Origin of the sequence: Rhodobacter xanthinilyticus (genome assembly GCF_001856665.1) — a bacterium.
GTDB classification, from domain to species: Bacteria; Pseudomonadota; Alphaproteobacteria; order Rhodobacterales; family Rhodobacteraceae; genus Rhodobacter; species Rhodobacter xanthinilyticus.
This window is the reverse complement of record NZ_CP017781.1, coordinates 1,254,700-1,272,380: the sequence shown is the minus strand read 5'-3', so window position 1 is coordinate 1,272,380 and position 17,681 is coordinate 1,254,700. Positions and strand designations below refer to the sequence as shown.

Annotated in this window: 15 protein-coding genes; 5 read left to right on the top strand and 10 right to left on the bottom strand. The window is 67.7% G+C overall.

Annotated features, from left to right (window positions below):
• Position 1 precedes the first annotated feature (1 nt).
• From LPB142_RS06305 to proS, 4 genes are all read right to left on the bottom strand, one after another.
• Positions 2 to 679, bottom strand: a complete 678-nt coding sequence (locus LPB142_RS06305) for an ABC transporter ATP-binding protein (RefSeq protein ID WP_068767378.1) — start codon at positions 677 to 679, stop codon at positions 2 to 4.
• The gene (locus LPB142_RS06300) at positions 672 to 1,964 is read right to left on the bottom strand and encodes a lipoprotein-releasing ABC transporter permease subunit (RefSeq protein ID WP_071165847.1); all 1,293 of its coding nucleotides are present in this window, start codon (positions 1,962 to 1,964) and stop codon (positions 672 to 674) included. The genes LPB142_RS06305 and LPB142_RS06300 overlap by 8 nt, the downstream gene beginning before the upstream one ends.
• A gap of 215 nt (positions 1,965 to 2,179) precedes the next feature.
• Positions 2,180 to 3,337, bottom strand: coding sequence for a cytochrome-c peroxidase (locus LPB142_RS06295; RefSeq protein WP_071165846.1), 1,158 nt, complete (start codon positions 3,335 to 3,337; stop codon positions 2,180 to 2,182).
• Between the two features lie 156 nt (positions 3,338 to 3,493).
• Complete coding sequence (gene proS, locus LPB142_RS06290; protein WP_071165845.1) at positions 3,494 to 4,834, bottom strand: proline--tRNA ligase; 1,341 nt, start codon at positions 4,832 to 4,834, stop codon at positions 3,494 to 3,496.
• Between the two features lie 121 nt (positions 4,835 to 4,955).
• On the opposite strand from proS, the gene LPB142_RS06285 reads away from it, so the two are divergent.
• Complete coding sequence (locus LPB142_RS06285) at positions 4,956 to 5,474, top strand: NYN domain-containing protein (protein WP_083392609.1); 519 nt, start codon at positions 4,956 to 4,958, stop codon at positions 5,472 to 5,474.
• Here LPB142_RS06285 and LPB142_RS06280 read toward each other — a convergent pair whose 3' ends face one another.
• Positions 5,475 to 6,923 (bottom strand): hypothetical protein, encoded by a 1,449-nt coding sequence (locus tag LPB142_RS06280; RefSeq protein WP_071165844.1) that lies wholly within the window; start codon positions 6,921 to 6,923, stop codon positions 5,475 to 5,477.
• Between the two features lie 134 nt (positions 6,924 to 7,057).
• Between LPB142_RS06280 and LPB142_RS06275 the strand changes: the two genes are divergently transcribed.
• The 4 genes from LPB142_RS06275 to LPB142_RS06260 are packed head-to-tail and all read left to right on the top strand — an operon-like array spanning position 7,058 to position 12,688.
• Complete coding sequence (locus tag LPB142_RS06275; protein WP_068767383.1) at positions 7,058 to 8,176, top strand: AI-2E family transporter; 1,119 nt, start codon at positions 7,058 to 7,060, stop codon at positions 8,174 to 8,176.
• A gap of 5 nt (positions 8,177 to 8,181) precedes the next feature.
• Positions 8,182 to 8,856, top strand: coding sequence for a P-loop NTPase family protein (locus tag LPB142_RS06270; RefSeq protein ID WP_156894325.1), 675 nt, complete (start codon positions 8,182 to 8,184; stop codon positions 8,854 to 8,856).
• Between the two features lie 50 nt (positions 8,857 to 8,906).
• Positions 8,907 to 11,072, top strand: a complete 2,166-nt coding sequence (locus LPB142_RS06265) for an RNA degradosome polyphosphate kinase (protein WP_068767384.1) — start codon at positions 8,907 to 8,909, stop codon at positions 11,070 to 11,072.
• A 59-nt stretch (positions 11,073 to 11,131) separates the two neighbouring features.
• On the top strand, positions 11,132 to 12,688 hold the full coding sequence (locus tag LPB142_RS06260; protein WP_071165843.1) for a Ppx/GppA family phosphatase: 1,557 nt from the start codon (positions 11,132 to 11,134) through the stop codon (positions 12,686 to 12,688).
• A gap of 33 nt (positions 12,689 to 12,721) precedes the next feature.
• On the opposite strand, the gene LPB142_RS06255 is transcribed toward LPB142_RS06260, so the two are convergent.
• The 5 genes from LPB142_RS06255 to scpA all read right to left on the bottom strand — a co-directional run bounded on the left by LPB142_RS06255 (position 12,722) and on the right by scpA (position 17,616).
• On the bottom strand, positions 12,722 to 13,120 hold the full coding sequence (locus tag LPB142_RS06255; RefSeq protein WP_071165842.1) for a hypothetical protein: 399 nt from the start codon (positions 13,118 to 13,120) through the stop codon (positions 12,722 to 12,724).
• Entirely contained in the window at positions 13,117 to 14,142 is a 1,026-nt protein-coding gene (locus LPB142_RS06250) for an endonuclease/exonuclease/phosphatase family protein (protein WP_071165841.1), read from the bottom strand. Before LPB142_RS06250 ends, LPB142_RS06255 begins: the two co-directional genes overlap by 4 nt.
• Complete coding sequence (locus LPB142_RS06245; protein ID WP_068767388.1) at positions 14,123 to 14,833, bottom strand: tellurite resistance TerB family protein; 711 nt, start codon at positions 14,831 to 14,833, stop codon at positions 14,123 to 14,125. The genes LPB142_RS06250 and LPB142_RS06245 overlap by 20 nt, the downstream gene beginning before the upstream one ends.
• A 17-nt stretch (positions 14,834 to 14,850) precedes the next feature.
• Positions 14,851 to 15,336, bottom strand: coding sequence for a GNAT family N-acetyltransferase (locus LPB142_RS06240; protein WP_071167152.1), 486 nt, complete (start codon positions 15,334 to 15,336; stop codon positions 14,851 to 14,853).
• Between the two features lie 150 nt (positions 15,337 to 15,486).
• Positions 15,487 to 17,616, bottom strand: a complete 2,130-nt coding sequence (gene scpA / locus LPB142_RS06235; protein WP_068767389.1) for a methylmalonyl-CoA mutase — start codon at positions 17,614 to 17,616, stop codon at positions 15,487 to 15,489.
• Positions 17,617 to 17,681: the final 65 nt, after the last annotated feature.

Below are 17,681 nucleotides of genomic sequence, written 5' to 3'. Positions count from 1 at the left end.
CTCACTCCACCAATCTGCCGCCCGCGAGCCGCAAGACCCGGTCCATTTTCCCAGCCAGATCAAGGTTATGCGTCGCAATCAGCGCCGAAAGCCCGGTCTCGCGCACCACCTCCATCAACATCCCGAACACCACCTCCGAGGTGCCCGGATCGAGGTTCCCCGTCGGCTCATCGGCCAAAAGCAGCTTCGGCCCGTTCGCCAGAGCCCGCGCCATCGCCACCCGCTGCTGCTCGCCTCCCGAAAGCGCCGAGGGCCGGTGCCGCGCCCGCGCGCCCAGCCCGAGCCGCTCGAGCAATTCCCGCGCCCGCGCCTCGGCCGCGCGCCGCCCGACCCCATTAGCGAGCTGCGGCAGAACGATATTCTCCAGCGCCGAGAACTCCGGCAGGAGATGATGGAACTGATAGACAAAGCCCAGATCGCGCCGCCGCGCCTCGGTGCGCCGCTTGTCCGAGGCCGCGCTCAGATCCTCGCCGCCGATCAGCACCCGGCCACTGTCGGGCGTATCGAGCAGCCCCGCGATATGCAAAAGCGTCGATTTCCCGGCCCCCGAGGGCGCCACCAGAGCCGCCACCTGCCCGCGCGGGATAGTCAAATTCAAACCTTGGAGAACCGAAATCTCGCCCGGCTGACCCCGGTTATAGCACTTTTCCAACATTTCGAGGTGCAACACATCATTCATAGCGCAGCGCCTCCACCGGGTTCAGACGCGCCGCCCTGCGCGCCGGGAAAATCGTCACCACAAAGCTCAGCCCGAGCGACAGGCCCACCGCCTTGATCACATCATCGGCCTGCAATTTCGCCGGAAGCTCATAGATCCCGCGGATCGACGGGTCCCAGGCATCGCCACCATTGAGCCAGTTCACGAAGCTCATCACCTGATCCATGTTGAGCGAAATCACCACCCCGAGCGCGAGCCCGAGCGCCGTGCCGATCACCCCGGTGAACGCCCCGCAGAGGAAGAACACCCGCAAGATCGAGCCCTCGGTCAGCCCCATCGTCCGCAAGATCCCGATATCGCGGCCCTTGTTCTTGACCAGCATGATCAGCCCCGAGGTGATGTTCATCGAGGCGATCAGCACCAGCACCGTCAGGATCACGAACATCACATTGTCCTCGATGTCGAGCGCGCGCAGGAAGCTGCCCGAAGCGTCGCGCCAGGTCCACAACAGCGTGCCCGCGCCGCCCGCCTGCAAGAGCGGGATCTCCCAGTCATCGACCCGTTCGGGGTCGGTCACATCGACCTCGATCTCATCGGCGCCGCCCTCGCGGTTGAAATAGCTCTGCGCCTCGGCGAAGGGCATATAGAGCCGCGTGCGGTCGATATCCCAGCGCCCGGCGGTGAAGATATAGACGACCTCATAGGAGCTCACACGAGGGCTGGTGCCAAATGCGGTCTTCGCGCCATTGGGCGAGATCAGCTTCACCCGGTCGCCGATGCCCACCCCCAACTCGCGCGCGAGCCCCGAGCCAAGCGCAATCCCCTCGCCAAAGCGCGAGATCTCGCCCAGCGCTTCCTCGGAATGCGCCACCCGCGGGATCGTCATCAGATCGGCCTCGGCAATGCCATACACCTCGGCGACATTCGAGCGATCCTCGTAGGTCACCATCACCTGACCGCGGATGAGCGGCGCCGCCCGCGTCACCCCCGGCACCGCCGCGATCCGCCCGGCGCGCGCCTCGTAATCCTGCATCAGCCGCGAAAACACGCCCGAGCCCGCAACCACCTCGGTCGGCGCCGAATAGACGGTGACATGGGCGTTCGAGCCAAGGATCGTATCAACGAATTCCGCCCGGAACCCCGCCCGCACCGCCAGCGTGATGATCAGCGCCGCAACGCCGAGCATGATGCCGATCAGGCTGATCCAGGTCATCACCGAGACCCCGCCCTCGGCACGGCGCGCGCGCAAATAGCGCCAGGCGATCAGGAATTCAAAGGCGGAAAACGGGGCAGTTCGGCGGGCCATGATGGTCTTTCCTAAGGCTCGCGCAAGCTCACCCGGCAGGCCGGAAAGGTCAAGCCTTCGCCGCTTCACGGATGCGTTGGAGGGGGCGCCGCCCCCGGCTTCGCCTCCCCCGGGATATTTGATCATCATTGAAGGCAGGGCTCTCCTTCAACGATGCCGAAATATCCCGGGGGTGAATGGCCGCAGGCCAGAGGGGGCGGCGCCCCCTGCCCGGCTCAATCCTGGCTCAAGAGCGGCTCATAGCGGGCGTCGGTGAGGGTCTTGAGGAAGGCCACCAGCGCGTCGATGCGTTTATCATCGAGCGCGGGGCCGGTCTCGAGTTCGGTCAGGGAGATGTTCTGCGCGACCTCCGGGGCTTCGAAGGGCGCGCCGGTCTCGGGGTTGATCTGGCGGTGCGGCAGCTTCGAATTGTAGGTGTTGTAGAACAGGATCACGCTGCGCAGATCCTGAAAGACGCCGTTATGCATATAGGGGCCGGTCACCGCGACATTGCGCAGCGTCGGCACCTTGAACTTGCCCGCCTGCGCGGGATCCGAGATCGCCGGATTGGCGCGCAGGCCCTCGTCCACCGCCCCCGCGCCGGCCCCGTTCACCGCGCGCGCGGCGCGGTTCGGCGGCACGCCGATGTTATGATATTCATAGTTGGAAAAGGTCTCGTTCTCGGTGAAGGGGCCCGGGTTCAACTGGTGGCAAATGTTGCAATTTGTAAACTGCGAGGAGAAGAACAGAAGCCGTCCGAGCTCCTCTTCATCGGTGAATTTCGCCGCGCCGCGCAGGTAACGGTCGTATTTCGAGTCAAACGGGCTCAGCTCGGGGCTGGCCTCATAGGCCGCGATCGCCTCGGCCATCGCGTCAAAGGCCGCGGCCGGGTCGGTTTCCGTCTCCGGCCCTTTCAGCGCACGCATCGTCGCCAGATAGCGCGGGTTTTCCCACAGCCGCGCCGCCGCCTCGGCCTCATCCTTCAGCCCCATCTCGACGGGGTTGAGCGGCGGGCCCTTGGCCTGATCCTTGAGCGTCGCGGCGCGGCCATCGTGGAACTGGCCGCCGCGCCATTTGCCCTCTTTCGTCTGCCCGAAGGCCGGGGAAAACCGCGCATAGGCCGCTGTGGGCGCGTTGCGGTCGCCAAGGCTCGTGCCATCGTCGCCCAGGCTCACCGCCCGGCCCGCCGCGCTTTCGCGCGGGTCGGCAAAGCCCGCCTCGGGGTCATGGCAGGTCGCGCAGGCCTGGCTGCGGTTTTGCGACAGGTTCACGTCGAAAAAGAGCGCCCGCCCCCAGTCTTCGAGCGAGGCATAGGGCGCCTCCTCGGCGGCGCGGGCGGGGGCGAGGGGGGTGGCGAGAGCGGCGCAAAGCGTGAGCGGCAGAAGGCGGTTCATGGCTCGGTCCTGAGAAGTCCTGGCGGGGGTTTGGCCGCATACGGGGCGCGGCGCCTTGACATCGGTCAATACCTGAGTATTTCAGTCAAGTCCAGCCTGCGCCGCGCATGAAAAAGCCGGGGGCGCGGGCCCCCGGCTCTCCGAAATTCAGCCCGATCAGAGCCCGGCGTAGATCGCCGCGACGCGTTCCACCGCGGCCGCGGGCGACATTTCCTCGCTCTCGCCGCTGCGCCGGCAGGTCAGCTCGACCATGCCCGAGGCCAGCCCCCGCGGGCCGACCGTGATCCGCCAGGGCAGACCGATCAGGTCCATGGTCGCGAATTTCGCCCCCGCCCGCTCTTCGCGGTCGTCATAGAGCGGGTCGAGCCCCTTGGCCACGAGCGCCGCGTAAAGCTCGGCGCAGGCCGCGTCGGTGGCCGCATCGCCCTGTTTGAGGTTGACGAGGCCGACATGGAACGGCGTCACGCCCTCGGGCCAGATGATGCCCTTCTCGTCGTGGTTGGCCTCGATCAGCGCGCCCAGAAGCCGGCTCACGCCGATCCCGTGCGAGCCCATCTCGACCGGCACGCGGCTGCCGTCGGGCGTGACCACGGTCGCGCCCATCGCTTCCGAATATTTCGTGCCGAAGTAGAAGATCTGGCCCACTTCGATGCCGCGGCCGACCATCCGGCGCTCTTCGGGCACCTGCGCGGCAAAGGCCGCCTCGTCATGGGTCTCGTCGGTGCGCGCATAAAGCGTGGTGAATTCCTCGCAGATCGCCGCCACTTCGGCGCGGTTGTCGTAATCCACCGCGCGCTCGCCGAGCTTCAGCTCCGGCACTTTCGCGTCATAGAAGACCTCCGACTCGCCGGTTTTCGCCAGCACGAGGAATTCATGGGTGTTGTCGCCGCCGATCGGGCCCGAGGCCGCGCGCATCGGGATCGCGGTGAGGCCCATGCGCTCATAGGTGCGCAGGTAGCTCACCATATGGCGGTTGTAGGCATGCAGCGCATCCTCGCGCGTCAGGTCGAAGTTGTAGCCATCCTTCATCAGGAATTCGCGGCCGCGCATCACGCCAAAGCGCGGGCGCACCTCGTCGCGGAATTTCCACTGGATATGGTAGAGCGTCAGCGGCAGCGATTTGTAGCTCTCGACATGGGAGCGGAAGATGTCGGTGATCATCTCCTCGTTGGTGGGGCCGTAGAGCATGTCGCGGTCGTGGCGGTCCTTGATGCGCAGCATCTCCTGACCGTAATCGTCATAGCGCCCGCTTTCGCGCCACAGATCCGCCGGTTGCAGCGTCGGCATCAGGAGCGGGATATGCCCCGCGCGGATCTGCTCCTCATGGACGATCTGCTCGAGCCGCTTGAGCACCTTGTAGCCCAAGGGCAGCCAGGAATAGATCCCCGCGGCCTGCTGTTTGATCATGCCGGCGCGCAGCATCAGCCGGTGGCTGACGATCTGCGCCTCGGCGGGGTTTTCCTTGAGGACGGGGAGGAAGTAGCGGGTAAGGCGCATGGCGGACCTGTGAACGGTTGCTTTGCGCCCGGGCTAGCCGAAAAGCGGCCTGCGGGCAAGATCGCGGTTGCGGGGGCGTGGCGCGGGGGTAAACTCGGGGGCCAGATTTTCGAGGATCGACATGGATTTCATCACCGCGCTCGGCCCCTTGGCGGGCTATCTCCCCGAACTCGGGCTCGGGCTTGCGCTCTTGCTCGTCTGGGGGCTGCTCGAGGCGGCGCGCCGGCGCGGGCGGGCGAAATCCTGGGTGGTGCTCGATGGCTCGAATGTGATGCATTGGCGCGACAACAGCCCCCGCCTCGAGACGCTGCGCGAGGTGATCGCCGCCTGCCGCAAGCTCGGCTTCGAGACCGGCGTCGTGTTCGATGCCAATGCCGGCTACAAGCTCTTCGACCGCTATGTCGATGACGCCGAATTCGCGCGGCTGCTGCGCCTGCCGGTGGCGCAGGTGCTGGTTGTCGCGCGCGGCGAGCCGGCCGACCCGATCATCCTGAGCGCCGCGCGCGACCAGGGCGCGCGGATCGTCACGAACGACCGCTATCTCGACTGGCACGCGCGCTTCCCCGAGGCGGCCGCGCCCGGCCATCTGATCCGCGGCGGCTACCGCGCGGGGGCGCTCTGGCTCGCCCCGCGAGAGTAATCAGCGCGTCGTGAACGGGAATTTCACGCCGATCTGCGCGGTGGTCGGCGCCATGCCGGCGCCCGATTTCAGATGGGTGAGCTTGCCCAGCGCGAAGCTCAGCCGCGCGCTCTCGTTCAGCGCGTAATCGAGCTCGACCCGCGCGCCGCCGATCAGCCCGCCATTCGCGTTGACCCCGCCGCCGCCCGCCGCGCCGAGCTGTGCCTCGAGCGAGCCATACCAGCGCCCGCCGAGCGGCATCTCGTAGCCGAGCCCGAGAAGCCCGATCGCATAGCCCGCCACATCGCCGCCGAGCGCGGTCTGCGCGGTGCCGCTGATATAGCTGCGCTCGGTCAGGAACATGTCGACCGAGCTTTCCTGCAAGATCGGCCGCGCGGTGGCGGTGACGCCGGGCTTGCGGAAGCCCGGGTTCGGGTCCTGCATCGCCACGCCCAAAGTATAGGCCCATTTCTGCCCGCCGCCCGGCGCGGTGGCGCCCGGGTCGCGCGCGAACACCCGCACCAGCCGCACGCTCGCCTGCGCGCCCTTGTACTCGCCCGCCGAGGCGACCCCGCCCAGCGCGAATTCCACATCGGCCCAGGGCGCGACCGGCACCGCCACGCCCGCGCCGAGGCTGAGGAGCCCGCCCGCGCCGGTGTCGACCTCGCCGCCGCCGCCAAAGCCGAGCCCGCCCTCGACAAATAGCCCCACCGGCCCCGTCGCCCAGCGCTGCCGCCCGCCCGCGAGGATCTGCATATAGCCCTCGCCCCCCTTCGCCGCACCATCGGCGGCGAGGAAAACCTCCCGCCCCGGCCCGATCGAGAACGCCCCTTCCGCGCCGAAAAGCCCCAGATCCGCCTGCGCGGCGCCGGTGCGGTTGGCACCGCGCGCCGCGACCGCCCCCGCCCGCAAGCTCACCCCGCGCAGCTTGAGCGCGCCAAAGCCCGGCGCCACCGCCTCCTCGCTCGGATGCACCACGCCGAAATTGTAGCTCAGCCCGAGGCTCACCGCCGGGTCCTCGATATCGGCGCCGGTGATCTTCACCCAGCTCGCGCCGAGCTCATAGCCGAGCCGCTCGCTCGCCGCATAGCGCAGCCCGACATGGGCGCGCGTCATGAACCCGTCGCCCACCACCTGCGCCGCGCCGCCGCCGCCGCCCAGAAACAGCCCCGCCGTGGCCGAGAGCGGCCCCGAGACCGGCATCATCTTCACCGCCTCGACGCCCCAGAAGAACGCCCCCCCCGCATCGCCCTTCGCCGCCGAATAGACCGATTGGCCAAAGCTCAGCCCCGGCCCGATCTCATGCCCGATATAGAGCCGGTGCAGCGCCTCGATTCTGGTCTGCGGGTCGGAGATCACATCGACCCCGGTGCCGAGCTCGAAAGCCGCCGCCGGCCCCAGCCCGAGACCGGCCCCGAAACCAAGGCCGGAGAGAAGCGCCAGAAGGCTCAGGGGGGCAAAACGGGTCATGGCAAGCTCTCGGATGCGGCGCCGCGGCGCGATTTTCACCAATAGAGCCGCGCGCGGCAGGGGCGTCAACCGCCGCCCCTTGATTTGGGCGCCAAAAAGGCCAATCTCACCCGGAGTTTTTGAAAGGATCCCCGATGTCCCTGCCGGTGCGTCAACAAGTCCTCTATTGGGGCGTCGCGGCGCTTCTCTTCGCGCTCGCGCTCTGGGGGCTGGGCCAGGTGATCCTGCCCTTCCTGATCGGCGGCGCGATCGCCTATTTCCTCGACCCGCTGGCCGACCGGCTCGAGCGGATGGGCCTGTCGCGCCCCGCCGCGACCGCGGTGATCGCGCTGATCGCGACGCTCGCCTTCGTGGTGCTGGCGCTCGCGATCATCCCCGCGATGGTGCGCCAGCTCACCCAGCTCGTCGAGATCGCCCCCGAGGCGACGCAGCGGCTGATGAATTTCCTCACCACCACCTTCCCCTCGCTGATCGAGCCGGGCTCGGTGGTCAATGAAACGCTCACCTCCTTTGGCACCTCGGTCAAGGACCGCGGCGGCGAGCTTGCGCAGACGCTGCTGTCCTCGGCGATGGGGGTGGTGAACTTCATCGTGCTCGTCGTGGTGGTTCCGGTCGTGGCCTTCTACATGCTGCTCGATTGGGACAATATGGTCGCGAAAATCGACAGTTGGCTGCCGCGCGACCATGTCGAGACGGTGCGCGCGCTCGCCCGCGAGATCGACCGGGTGCTCTCGGGCTTCGTGCGCGGGCAGGTCTCGGTCTGCCTGATCCTCGGCGCCTTCTACGCGGTCGCGCTGATGCTTGCGGGGCTCAATTTCGGGCTGATCGCGGGGGCGATCGCGGGCGGGCTGACCTTCATCCCCTATGTCGGCGCGCTGGTCGGCGGCGCGCTCGCGATCGGGCTGGCGCTGTTTCAGTTCTGGGGCGACTGGGTGGCGATCGGCATCGTCGCGGCGATCTTCGCGGTCGGCCAGTTCCTCGAGGGCAATGTCATCACCCCGCGCCTCGTCGGCTCCTCGGTGGGGCTGCATCCGCTGTGGCTGATCTTCGCGCTCTCCGCCTTCGGCACGCTTTTCGGCTTCGTCGGCATGCTCGTCGCGGTGCCGGTCGCGGCGATGATCGGGGTTCTGACGCGCTTTGCCATCGATCACTACCTCGAGGGGCGGCTTTACAAAGGCTTTGCCGGGCGCGATGAAGCGGCGGCGGTGCAGGCGGAGGACGGGCCTCTCGCCCATCACCCCGCGGAGGACTGAAGCCCTTGACCGAGCAGATGATTTTCGACCTGCCGCTGCGCTCCTCGCAGGGCCGAGAGGATTTCTTCGTCGCGCCCGCGAATGCGCTCGCGCTCGCCACGCTCGACACCCCCGCCCTCTGGCCGCAGCGCCGGATGCTGCTGATCGGCCCCGAGGGCGCGGGCAAATCGCATCTCGCCGCGATCTGGGCCGAGGAACATCGCGCGCCGCTCGCCCGCGCGGCCGATCTGACCGATGATCTGGCCGAAACGCTCGCCCGCGCGGGCGCTGCGGTCATCGAGGATGCCGACCGCGCCGCGGGTCAGCCGCAGGCCGAGGAGGCGCTCTTTCACCTCCACAACCTGATGCAGGCCGAGGGGGGCGAGCTTCTGATCACCGCCGCCACCCCGCCGCGGGATTGGCGCCTCACCCTGCCCGATCTCGCCAGCCGCATGCAGGCCACCGCCCAGGTCACCATCGCGCCCCCCGATGACGCGCTCCTCGCCGCGGTCCTCGTCAAACTCTTCGCCGACCGCCAGCTCACCGTCGCCCCCGCGCTGATCCCCTGGCTCGTGACCCGCATGGACCGCTCGCTTGCCCAGGCCCGCCGCCTCGTCGCCGCGCTTGACGCCCGCGCCCTCGCGCAGGGCCGCGCGATCACCCGCCCGCTCGCCGCAGAGGTTCTGGACAGTCTCGCCTGAGCGGCGCAGAATGTTATCAAGCCGTTACAATTCAACCTCATAAGCGCGCCATGACCCAGGCTGATTTCCTCAAGACCCCCTTCGCCCCGCCCGTCGAGATGCCCCCCGAGGTGATCTCCGGGCCCAAGCGCTTCTTCAACCGCGAGCTCTCCTGGCTCGCCTTCAACTGGCGCGTGCTCGAGGAGGCCGCCAACCCGCGGGTGCCGCTTCTCGAACGGCTGCGCTTCCTGTCGATCTCGGCCACCAACCTCGATGAATTCTACACCGTCCGCGTCGCGGGGCTGCGCGAACTCGTGCGCGAGGGCAACACCACCCCCTCCGACGACGGGCTCTCCGCCGCCGAACAGCTCGTCCTGATCAACGCCGATGCGCGCCAGCTGATGGAGGCCCAGCAAGCCACCTGGGAGCGGCTGAAAGCCGAGATGGAGCGCGCGGGCATCCAGCTCGTGCCGCGCGCGCGCCTGACCGAGGCCGACCGCGCCTTCCTCGCCGATCACTTCCTCAACAAGGTCTTCCCGGTGCTCTCGCCCCTCGCGATCGACCCGGCGCACCCGTTCCCCTTCATCCCCAACACGGGCTTTTGCCTCGCGCTCGAGCTCGAACGCCAGACCGACAAGCGCCGCCTGCAGGCGCTCCTGCCGATCCCGCAACAGATCGACCGCTTCGTGCGCCTGCCGGGCGAGGCGCGGTTCCTGCCGCTCGAGGAGCTCCTGATGCTCCATCTCGGGATGCTCTTCCCCGGCTATTCCGATGCCGGGCATTGCGCCTTCCGGGTGCTGCGCGACAGCGATCTCGAGGTCGAGGACGAGGCCGAAGACCTCGTGCGCGAATTCGAGACCGCCCTCAAACGGCGCCGCCGCGGCCAGGTGATCCGCATGAAGATCACCGCCGGCGCGCCGGAATCGCTGCGCGCGCTGATCATGGACGAGCTCGCCGTCGACCCCTCCGAAGTGGTTGAAATGCATGGCCTTCTGGGCATCGCCGACCTCAAGGAGCTGGTCCTCTCCTCGCGCCCCGAACTGCTGTGGCCCGCCTTCACGCCGCGCGTGCCCGAGCGCGTTCAGGATCACGGCGGCGACATGTTCGCCGCGATCCGGCAAAAGGACATGCTGCTGCACCACCCCTACGAGACCTTCGACATGGTGATCCGCTTCCTGCAACAGGCGGCGAACGACCCCAATGTGCTGGCGATCAAACAGACCCTCTACCGCACCTCGAAAGACAGCCCGATCGTCGATGCGCTCTGTGAAGCGGCCGAGAGCGGCAAATCGGTGACCGCGCTCGTCGAGCTGAAGGCGCGCTTCGACGAGGCCGCCAACATCCGCCAGTCGCGCCGCCTCGAACGCGCCGGCGCCCATGTCGTCTACGGCTTCATGCATCTGAAAACGCATGCGAAAATCTCGACCGTGGTGCGCCGCGAGGGCGACAGCCTGGTCACCTATACCCATTACGGCACCGGCAATTACCACCCGATCACCGCCAAGATCTACACCGACCTGAGCTTCTTCACCTGCGATACCGCGCTCGGGCGCGATGCGACGAAGGTGTTCAACTATCTCTCGGGCTATGTCCAACCCGCGGGGCTGGAAAACCTCGCGATCTCGCCGATCACGCTCAAGCCGCGCCTGCTCGAGCTGATCGCCGCCGAGGCCGAACACGCCCGCGCGGGCCGGCCGGCGCAGATCTGGGCGAAGATGAACTCGCTCATCGACCCCGAGGTGATCGACGCGCTCTATGCCGCAAGCCAGGCCGGGGTGAAGATCTCGCTGGTGATCCGCGGCATCTGCGGGCTGCGCCCCGGCATCAAGGGCCTTTCCGAAACCATCCGCGTCAAGTCGATCGTCGGGCGCTTCCTCGAACATTCGCGCATCGTGTGCTTTGGCAATGGCGCGGGCCTGCCCTCGAAACAGGCGCGCGTGTTCTTCTCCTCGGCCGACTGGATGGGGCGCAACCTCAACCGCCGTGTCGAGACCCTCGTCGAGGCGATGAACGACACGGTGAAAGCCCAGATCGTCAGCCAGATCATGGCCGCCAACATGGCCGACGAGGCGCAAACCTGGGTGCTGCACCCCGATGGCCGCTTCCTGCGCGATCTGCCCGAGGGGCGCGACGATCTGTTCTCCTGCCACCGCTTCTTCATGGAGAACCCCTCGCTCTCCGGGCGCGGCTCGGCGGGGGCGAAAGATGTGCCGAAACTTGCCCATGGCCCCGAATAAGGGCTAGGGTGACGCACCCCCGGGGCGACTCGGGGCCGGCCATAAAGACGGACGGCAGAATGAACGCGACATCGCAAAGCCCCGGCGCCGCCGCGGGCGACGAGTGGGATCCCTTCGGCAAACCGCTTTTCGACGACCCCTCCGCCCGCGCGCTCAGCCGCGTGGGGGTGGTCGACGTGGGCTCGAACTCGGTGCGGATGGTCGTCTTCGACGGCGCCGCCCGCAGCCCGGCCTATTTCTACAATGAAAAGGTGATGGCGGGGCTCGGTCAGGGGCTGGCGGAAACCGGCCGGCTGAACCCGCGCGGGCGCGAGCGCGCCTTTGCCGCGCTCAAACGCTTCTCGGCGCTGGCCCAAGGCATGGGCATCGGCCCGCTCACCTGCGTCGCCACCGCCGCCGTGCGCGAGGCCGAGGACGGCCCCGAGTTCCAACGCCTCGTCGAGCGCGAGACCGGCCTCAAGCTCCATGTCATCGACGGCCCCGAGGAGGCCCGCCTCTCGGCGCAGGGCGTGCTTCTGGGCTGGCCCGAGGCGGCGGGGCTGATCTGCGATATCGGCGGCAATTCGATGGAGCTCGCCGAGATCCGCGACGGGCGGGTCTGGCGGCGCGTGACCTCGCCGCTCGGGCCGTTCCGGCTGCAACAGGTCAAGGGCGGGCGCAAGGAGCTGCTTGCGCATATCAAATCGGTGGTGGCCGAGCTCGCCCGCGCCGTCGGCACCGAGCATGAGCGCATCTATCTCGTCGGCGGCTCCTGGCGCGCGATCGGCCGGCTCGACATGGAGCGCGCGGGCTATCCCTTGATGGTGCTCCATGAATACCGGATGGAGCCCGAGGGCCTCTTCAAGACCCTTGAGTGGATCGAGAAAAGCGACCTCGCCGAGCTGCGCGCGCGCACCGGCATCTCGGCCGCGCGCATCGAGCTCGTGCCGCTCGCGAGCCTCGTTCTGCGCGAATTGGTCGAGACCTTCGCGCCGAAGGAAATCGACGTGTCCTCCTACGGCATCCGCGAGGGCCTGCTTTACGAGCAAATGCCTGAACGGCTGCGCCGGCGCGACCCGCTGATCGAGGCCTGCCGCCATTCCGAACGCGCGATGGCGCGGATCCCGGGCTTTGGCAAGAAGCTCCACGCCTTCATCCAGCCGATCTTCGGCGAGACCCCGCCCGAGCTCTACCGGCTGATCCGCGCGGCCTGCCTGCTCCATGACACGACCTGGCGCACCCACCCCGATTACCGCGCCGAGGCCTGTTTCGACAATGTCACCCGCGCCAATCTCGCCGCGCTGAGCCACCCCGAGCGGGTGTTCCTCGGCCTCGCGCTCCTGCACCGCTACAAGAACTCGCGCGCGGGCTCGCGCTTCGAGCCGCTCTTCACCCTGCTCACCGCCGAGCAGATCCAGCGCGCCGAGGTGCTCGGCAAGGCGATGCGCTTTGGCGCGATGTTCACCATCGGCGACCCGCAAGATGCCGGCCAGCTCGAGCTGAAGGCGAAAAAGGGCGTGCTGGAGCTCAAGCTCACCAAGAAGGGCGCGGGCCTCTTCGGCGAGGTCGCCGAATCGCGCTTCGCCTCGCTCGCCAGCGCGCTGAAGGTCGCGCCGAAGGTGATCCTGCCCGAATGAAGCGTCGCCCCCGGCGGCGTTTTACTCAGAAAATCAAAGCTCTACCTCGCCGGGCGTGGCGGGGGCTCCGGCTTTTGGCGCCCCCTCCCCCTCGGGCAGGGGCGGCGGCGCCGGCGCGCCGGGCTTGCGCCGGATCACGATATCGCCGTTCGGCAGCCGCTCGGGCGCCTCGTAATTTTGCACATCGTCGATCAGCGCGCCGAGCTGCGCCAGCGCCGGCCCGAGCCGCTCGCCCGCCTCCGCGAGGCCCTTCTGCGCCTCCTCGAGCGCCGGCCCCATCTCGTCGAACAGCCCGCGCAGGATCAGCTTCGCCCCCTCCTCGAGGAGCGAAAATCCCTCGTCGATCGGCGCCTCGGGCGCGGGCGCGGGCGCCTCCTCGGCCGAAGCCCCGCCCAGCCCCGCCAAAACCGCCAAAACCGCCAAAACCCTCATCTCACCCCCCCGAACTCGAGATCCAGCGTCACCGGAAAATGGTCCGAGGCTTGCAACAGCGCCTCGCGCAGCTCGGGCGTGCGGTAACAGACCGGGTCGTCGAACGGATGCCAGATCCGCCAGCGCGGCGCCCGCCCGCACAGCCCCGCCGAGACCATGATATAATCCAGCATCGCGGAGAAATATTGTTCCTGCTCAACCTGATAGAACCGCGCCGAGCTCGGCGCCGCCGCCGTCGCATGGCCCCGGTGGAGCCGCGCATGGGGGTCATGGAGCTGCCGCTCCGCCGGCCCCCCCGCGCCCAGAACGGTCTCCACCCCCGACCGCCCGAAGAGCTTTTCATACTCATCAAGCCCCGGCCCGTCGTTGAAATCGCCCAGCACGATCACGTCCTCGCCCGCGTCGAGATGCTCATCCACCCGCTGCCGCAGCCAGATACATTGCGCCAGCTGCTTGCGCCGGTTCTCGATCGCAATCCGCGTCTCGCTCTCCGCCGAGCGCGCCCCATGCGGCGCCTTCGACTTGATATGCACCCCGATGAGCCGCAGCCGCGCCCCGGTTTTCGTTTCCAATTCCACCTCCAATGGCGGCTTGGAAAATGTCACCGTGTCCAAAGTCGCATCAATATCGAGGTCGATCCGCAGGCTCTTGTCAAACCGCGGGCTCGCCCCCGGCCCGCCGCGCGGGTCATGGCGGGCGCTGACCACATCGGGGTCATAAAGGAGCGCAATCTCCTGCTGGGTCTCATTGGCAAAGCCCAGAAGCGCGCGCCGCTGCCGCAGCCCGAAAAGCGCCGCAAAGGCCTCGAGCATCGCCACCGTGCTGCGCCGGCCGTTGTCATCGGGCGCCTCGACGATCAGCACCACATCCGCGTCGATCGCGGTGAAGACGATCCCCAGCGCGCCAAGCTGCTCGGCCCGGCTCACCTGATAGCGCGCCGACCAGGCCGCATCGTCCAGGATCTTGCCGCGCCGGTCGAAAAGCTCGGTGAACCACTCGACATTATAGGTCGCGATCCGCATCCGCGCCCTCCTCCCGGATCGCCTCCCAGGCCCGGTTGAGCGCCACGAGCCGCGCCTCGGCCAGCCGCACCGCCTCCGCCGGCAAGCCCCGCGCCACCGCCCGGTCGGGGTGCGCCTCGCGCACCAAGGCCTTCCAGCGCGCGCGCACCTGCGCCAAAGGCGTGCCCGGGGCCAGATCGAGCACCGACCACGGATCAGGCACCGCATCAGGCACCCAGGCCGCCCGCACCGCCCGAAAACACCCCTCCCCCAGCCCGAAGGCCCGCGCCACCTCGGCGAGGAAGCTATCCTCATTCTCGTGATAATCGCCATCCGCCAGCGCGATCGCGAACAACCCCTCGAGCAGGTCCTTCAAAACCGGCGCGCCCGGGCCGAACATCGCCGCGATCTTGCGCGCATAAGCGTCAAACCCCGCCACATCGGTGCGCGCGAGGTTGAACACCCGCGCCGCATTGGCCTCCTCCTCCGGCGGGATCTGGAACACCCGCCGAAACGCCGCCACCTCGTCGCGCGTGACCTGGCCATCGGCCTTGGCCATCTTCGCGCCAAGCGCAATCACCGCGATCGTGAAGGCCACCGAGCGCTCCGGCGGCGCGCGCAGCCGGTCGAACACGACCGACAACCCCTCGCCCCGCGCCAGAGCCGCCAGCGCATCGCCGATGCGCACCCAAAGAGAAACCGGCTTGTCCATGGCCCGAGCTTAACGCCTCACAGCCGCTTTTGCATCAAGACAAGATCAATCCAGCGACCGAATTTCCGCCCCGCCTCACGCACCCGCCCGGCCTCCTCGAACCCCACCGCCCGGTGAAAGGCGAGCGCAGGCCCGTTCTCCGCCGAGATCCCCGCGACCAGAATATGCGCCCCCGCGGCCCGCGCCGTGGCCTCCGCCGCCTCGATCAAAGCCCGCCCGATCCCCCGCCCGCGCGCCCCCGGCGCCAGGATGATCGTGTGCTCCATCGCATGAATGTAGCCATCGCCGCCGCGAAACTGCCCCCAGGTGACAAAGCCGAGGATCTCGCCCGCCTCCTCGGCCACGAGGAACTCCTGCCCGCCCGCGCGCCGCGCCCCGATCGTCTCCCAAAGCCCCGCCTCGGTCTTCTCCTCGCTCGAGAAGGTCACCGTCGTGTCGCGGATCACCGGGTTCCAGACCCCCAGCACCGCAGCAATGTCAGAGAGCTCCGCCGGACGGATCATCTTCGCCTCGATTGTTGCAAAAGGACAAGTTTCGCGCCGCAGCGCCGGCAAAACCCTGCGCCCGATATGGAAAAAGGGCAAGGTCTCCCCTGCCCTTCAACGATGCTCAAATATCCCGGGGTCCGGGGCAGCGCCCCGGAAAACCCGCCCTCAGGCCCGCGTCGCGCGAACGATATCGAGGATCTCGCGCGCCGCCGCCGGGATATTGGTCCCCGGCCCGAAGATCGCCTTCACGCCCGCGGCCTTGAGATAGTCGTAATCCTGCTGCGGGATCACCCCGCCACAGATCACGATGATATCCTCGGCGCCGCGCTCCTTGAGCGCCTCGATCAGCTTCGGCGCGAGCGTCTTGTGCCCCGCCGCCTGGCTCGAGATCCCGACGATATGCACGTCATTGTCGATCGCATCCTGCGCGGCCTCTTCCGGCGTCTGGAAGAGCGGCCCGACATCGACATCAAACCCGATATCGGCGAAAGCCGTCGCGATCACCTTGGCGCCGCGGTCGTGGCCGTCCTGGCCCATCTTGACGACGAGCATCCGCGGACGGCGCCCCTCTTCCTCGGCGAATGTCTCGACATCGCGCTGGATCTGCGCAAAGCCCTCATCGCCCTCATAGGCCGCACCATAAACCCCGGCGAGGGTCTTCACCTCGGCGCGGTGACGCCCGAACACCTCTTCCATGGCGAGCGAGATCTCCCCGACCGAAGCCCGGGCGCGCGCGGCTTCCACCGCCGCCTCGAGCAGGTTGCCCCCTTCCTTCGCGCGCCGGGTGATCTCGGCGAGCGCCGCCTGACATTTCGCCTCGTCGCGGCTCGCACGCATCTTCGTCAGACGCGCGATCTGCGCCTCGCGCACCGCCATGTTGTCGATGTCGAGAATGTCGATCGGGTCTTCCTTGGCGAGACGATATTTGTTCACGCCAACAATGACTTCCTCGCCGCGGTCGATCATCGCCTGCCGCCGCGCGGCCGATTCCTCGATCTTGAGCTTGGGCATCCCCGAGGCCACGGCCTTGGTCATCCCGCCCATCGCCTCGACTTCCTCGATCAGCTTCCACGCCTCTTCGGCGAGGTTCGCCGTCAGGCTCTCGACATAATAGCTGCCCGCCAGCGGGTCGACGACATGGGTGATGCCGGTCTCTTCTTGCAAGATCAGCTGGGTGTTGCGCGCGATCCGGGCCGAGAATTCGGTCGGCAGCGCGATCGCCTCGTCGAGCGCATTGGTATGGAGCGATTGCGTCCCGCCCAGCGCCGCCGCCATCGCCTCATAGGCGGTGCGCACCACGTTGTTGTAGGGGTCTTGCTCCTGCAAGCTCACGCCCGAGGTCTGGCAATGGGTGCGCAGCATCAGGCTCGAGGCTTTCTTCGGCTCAAATTCCTTCATGATGCGGGTCCACAACAGCCGCGCCGCGCGCAGCTTGGCGACTTCCATGAAGAAGTTCATCCCGATCGCGAAGAAGAAGCTGAGCCGCCCGGCGAACTGGTCGACATCCATCCCCGCCGCGATCGCGGTGCGCACATATTCGCGCCCGTCGGCCAGCGTGAAGGCCAGCTCCTGCACGAGGTTCGCGCCGGCTTCCTGCATGTGGTAGCCCGAGATCGAGATCGAGTTGAACTTCGGCATCTCGTTCGAGGTATATTCGATGATATCCGCGATGATCCGCATCGAGGGCTCGGGCGGATAGATATAGGTGTTGCGGACCATGAACTCCTTGAGGATGTCGTTCTGGATCGTGCCCGACAGGAGCTTGCGGTCGACGCCCTGCTCCTCGCCGGTGACGATGAAATTCGCCAGAACCGGGATCACCGCGCCGTTCATCGTCATCGAGACCGAGACCTTCTCGAGCGGGATGCCGTCGAACAGGATCTTCATGTCCTCGACGCTGTCGATCGCGACGCCCGCCTTGCCGACATCGCCCACCACGCGCGCGTGGTCGCTGTCATAGCCGCGGTGGGTGGCGAGGTCGAAGGCCACCGACACGCCCTGCTGACCCGCGGCCAGCGCCTTGCGGTAAAACGCGTTCGAGGCCTCGGCGGTCGAGAAGCCCGCATATTGGCGGATCGTCCAGGGCCGGCCGGCATACATCGTCGCGCGCGGGCCACGGGTGAAGGGCTCCATCCCCGGCATCGTGCCGAGGTGATCGAGGCCCGAGAGGTCCTCTTCGGTATAGAGCGGCTTGACCGCGATCCCCTCGAGCGTGTTCCAGGTCAGGCTCTCGAGCGGCTTGTCGCGCAGTTCCTTCTGGGCGAGCTTGGCCCAATCCTCTTTCTTGGTCGTCATCGAACGTCCCTCTCTCTTGTCCTGCCCGCGGCGCTGCCCGGCATTTCCGTCCCCCCGGCAGATCG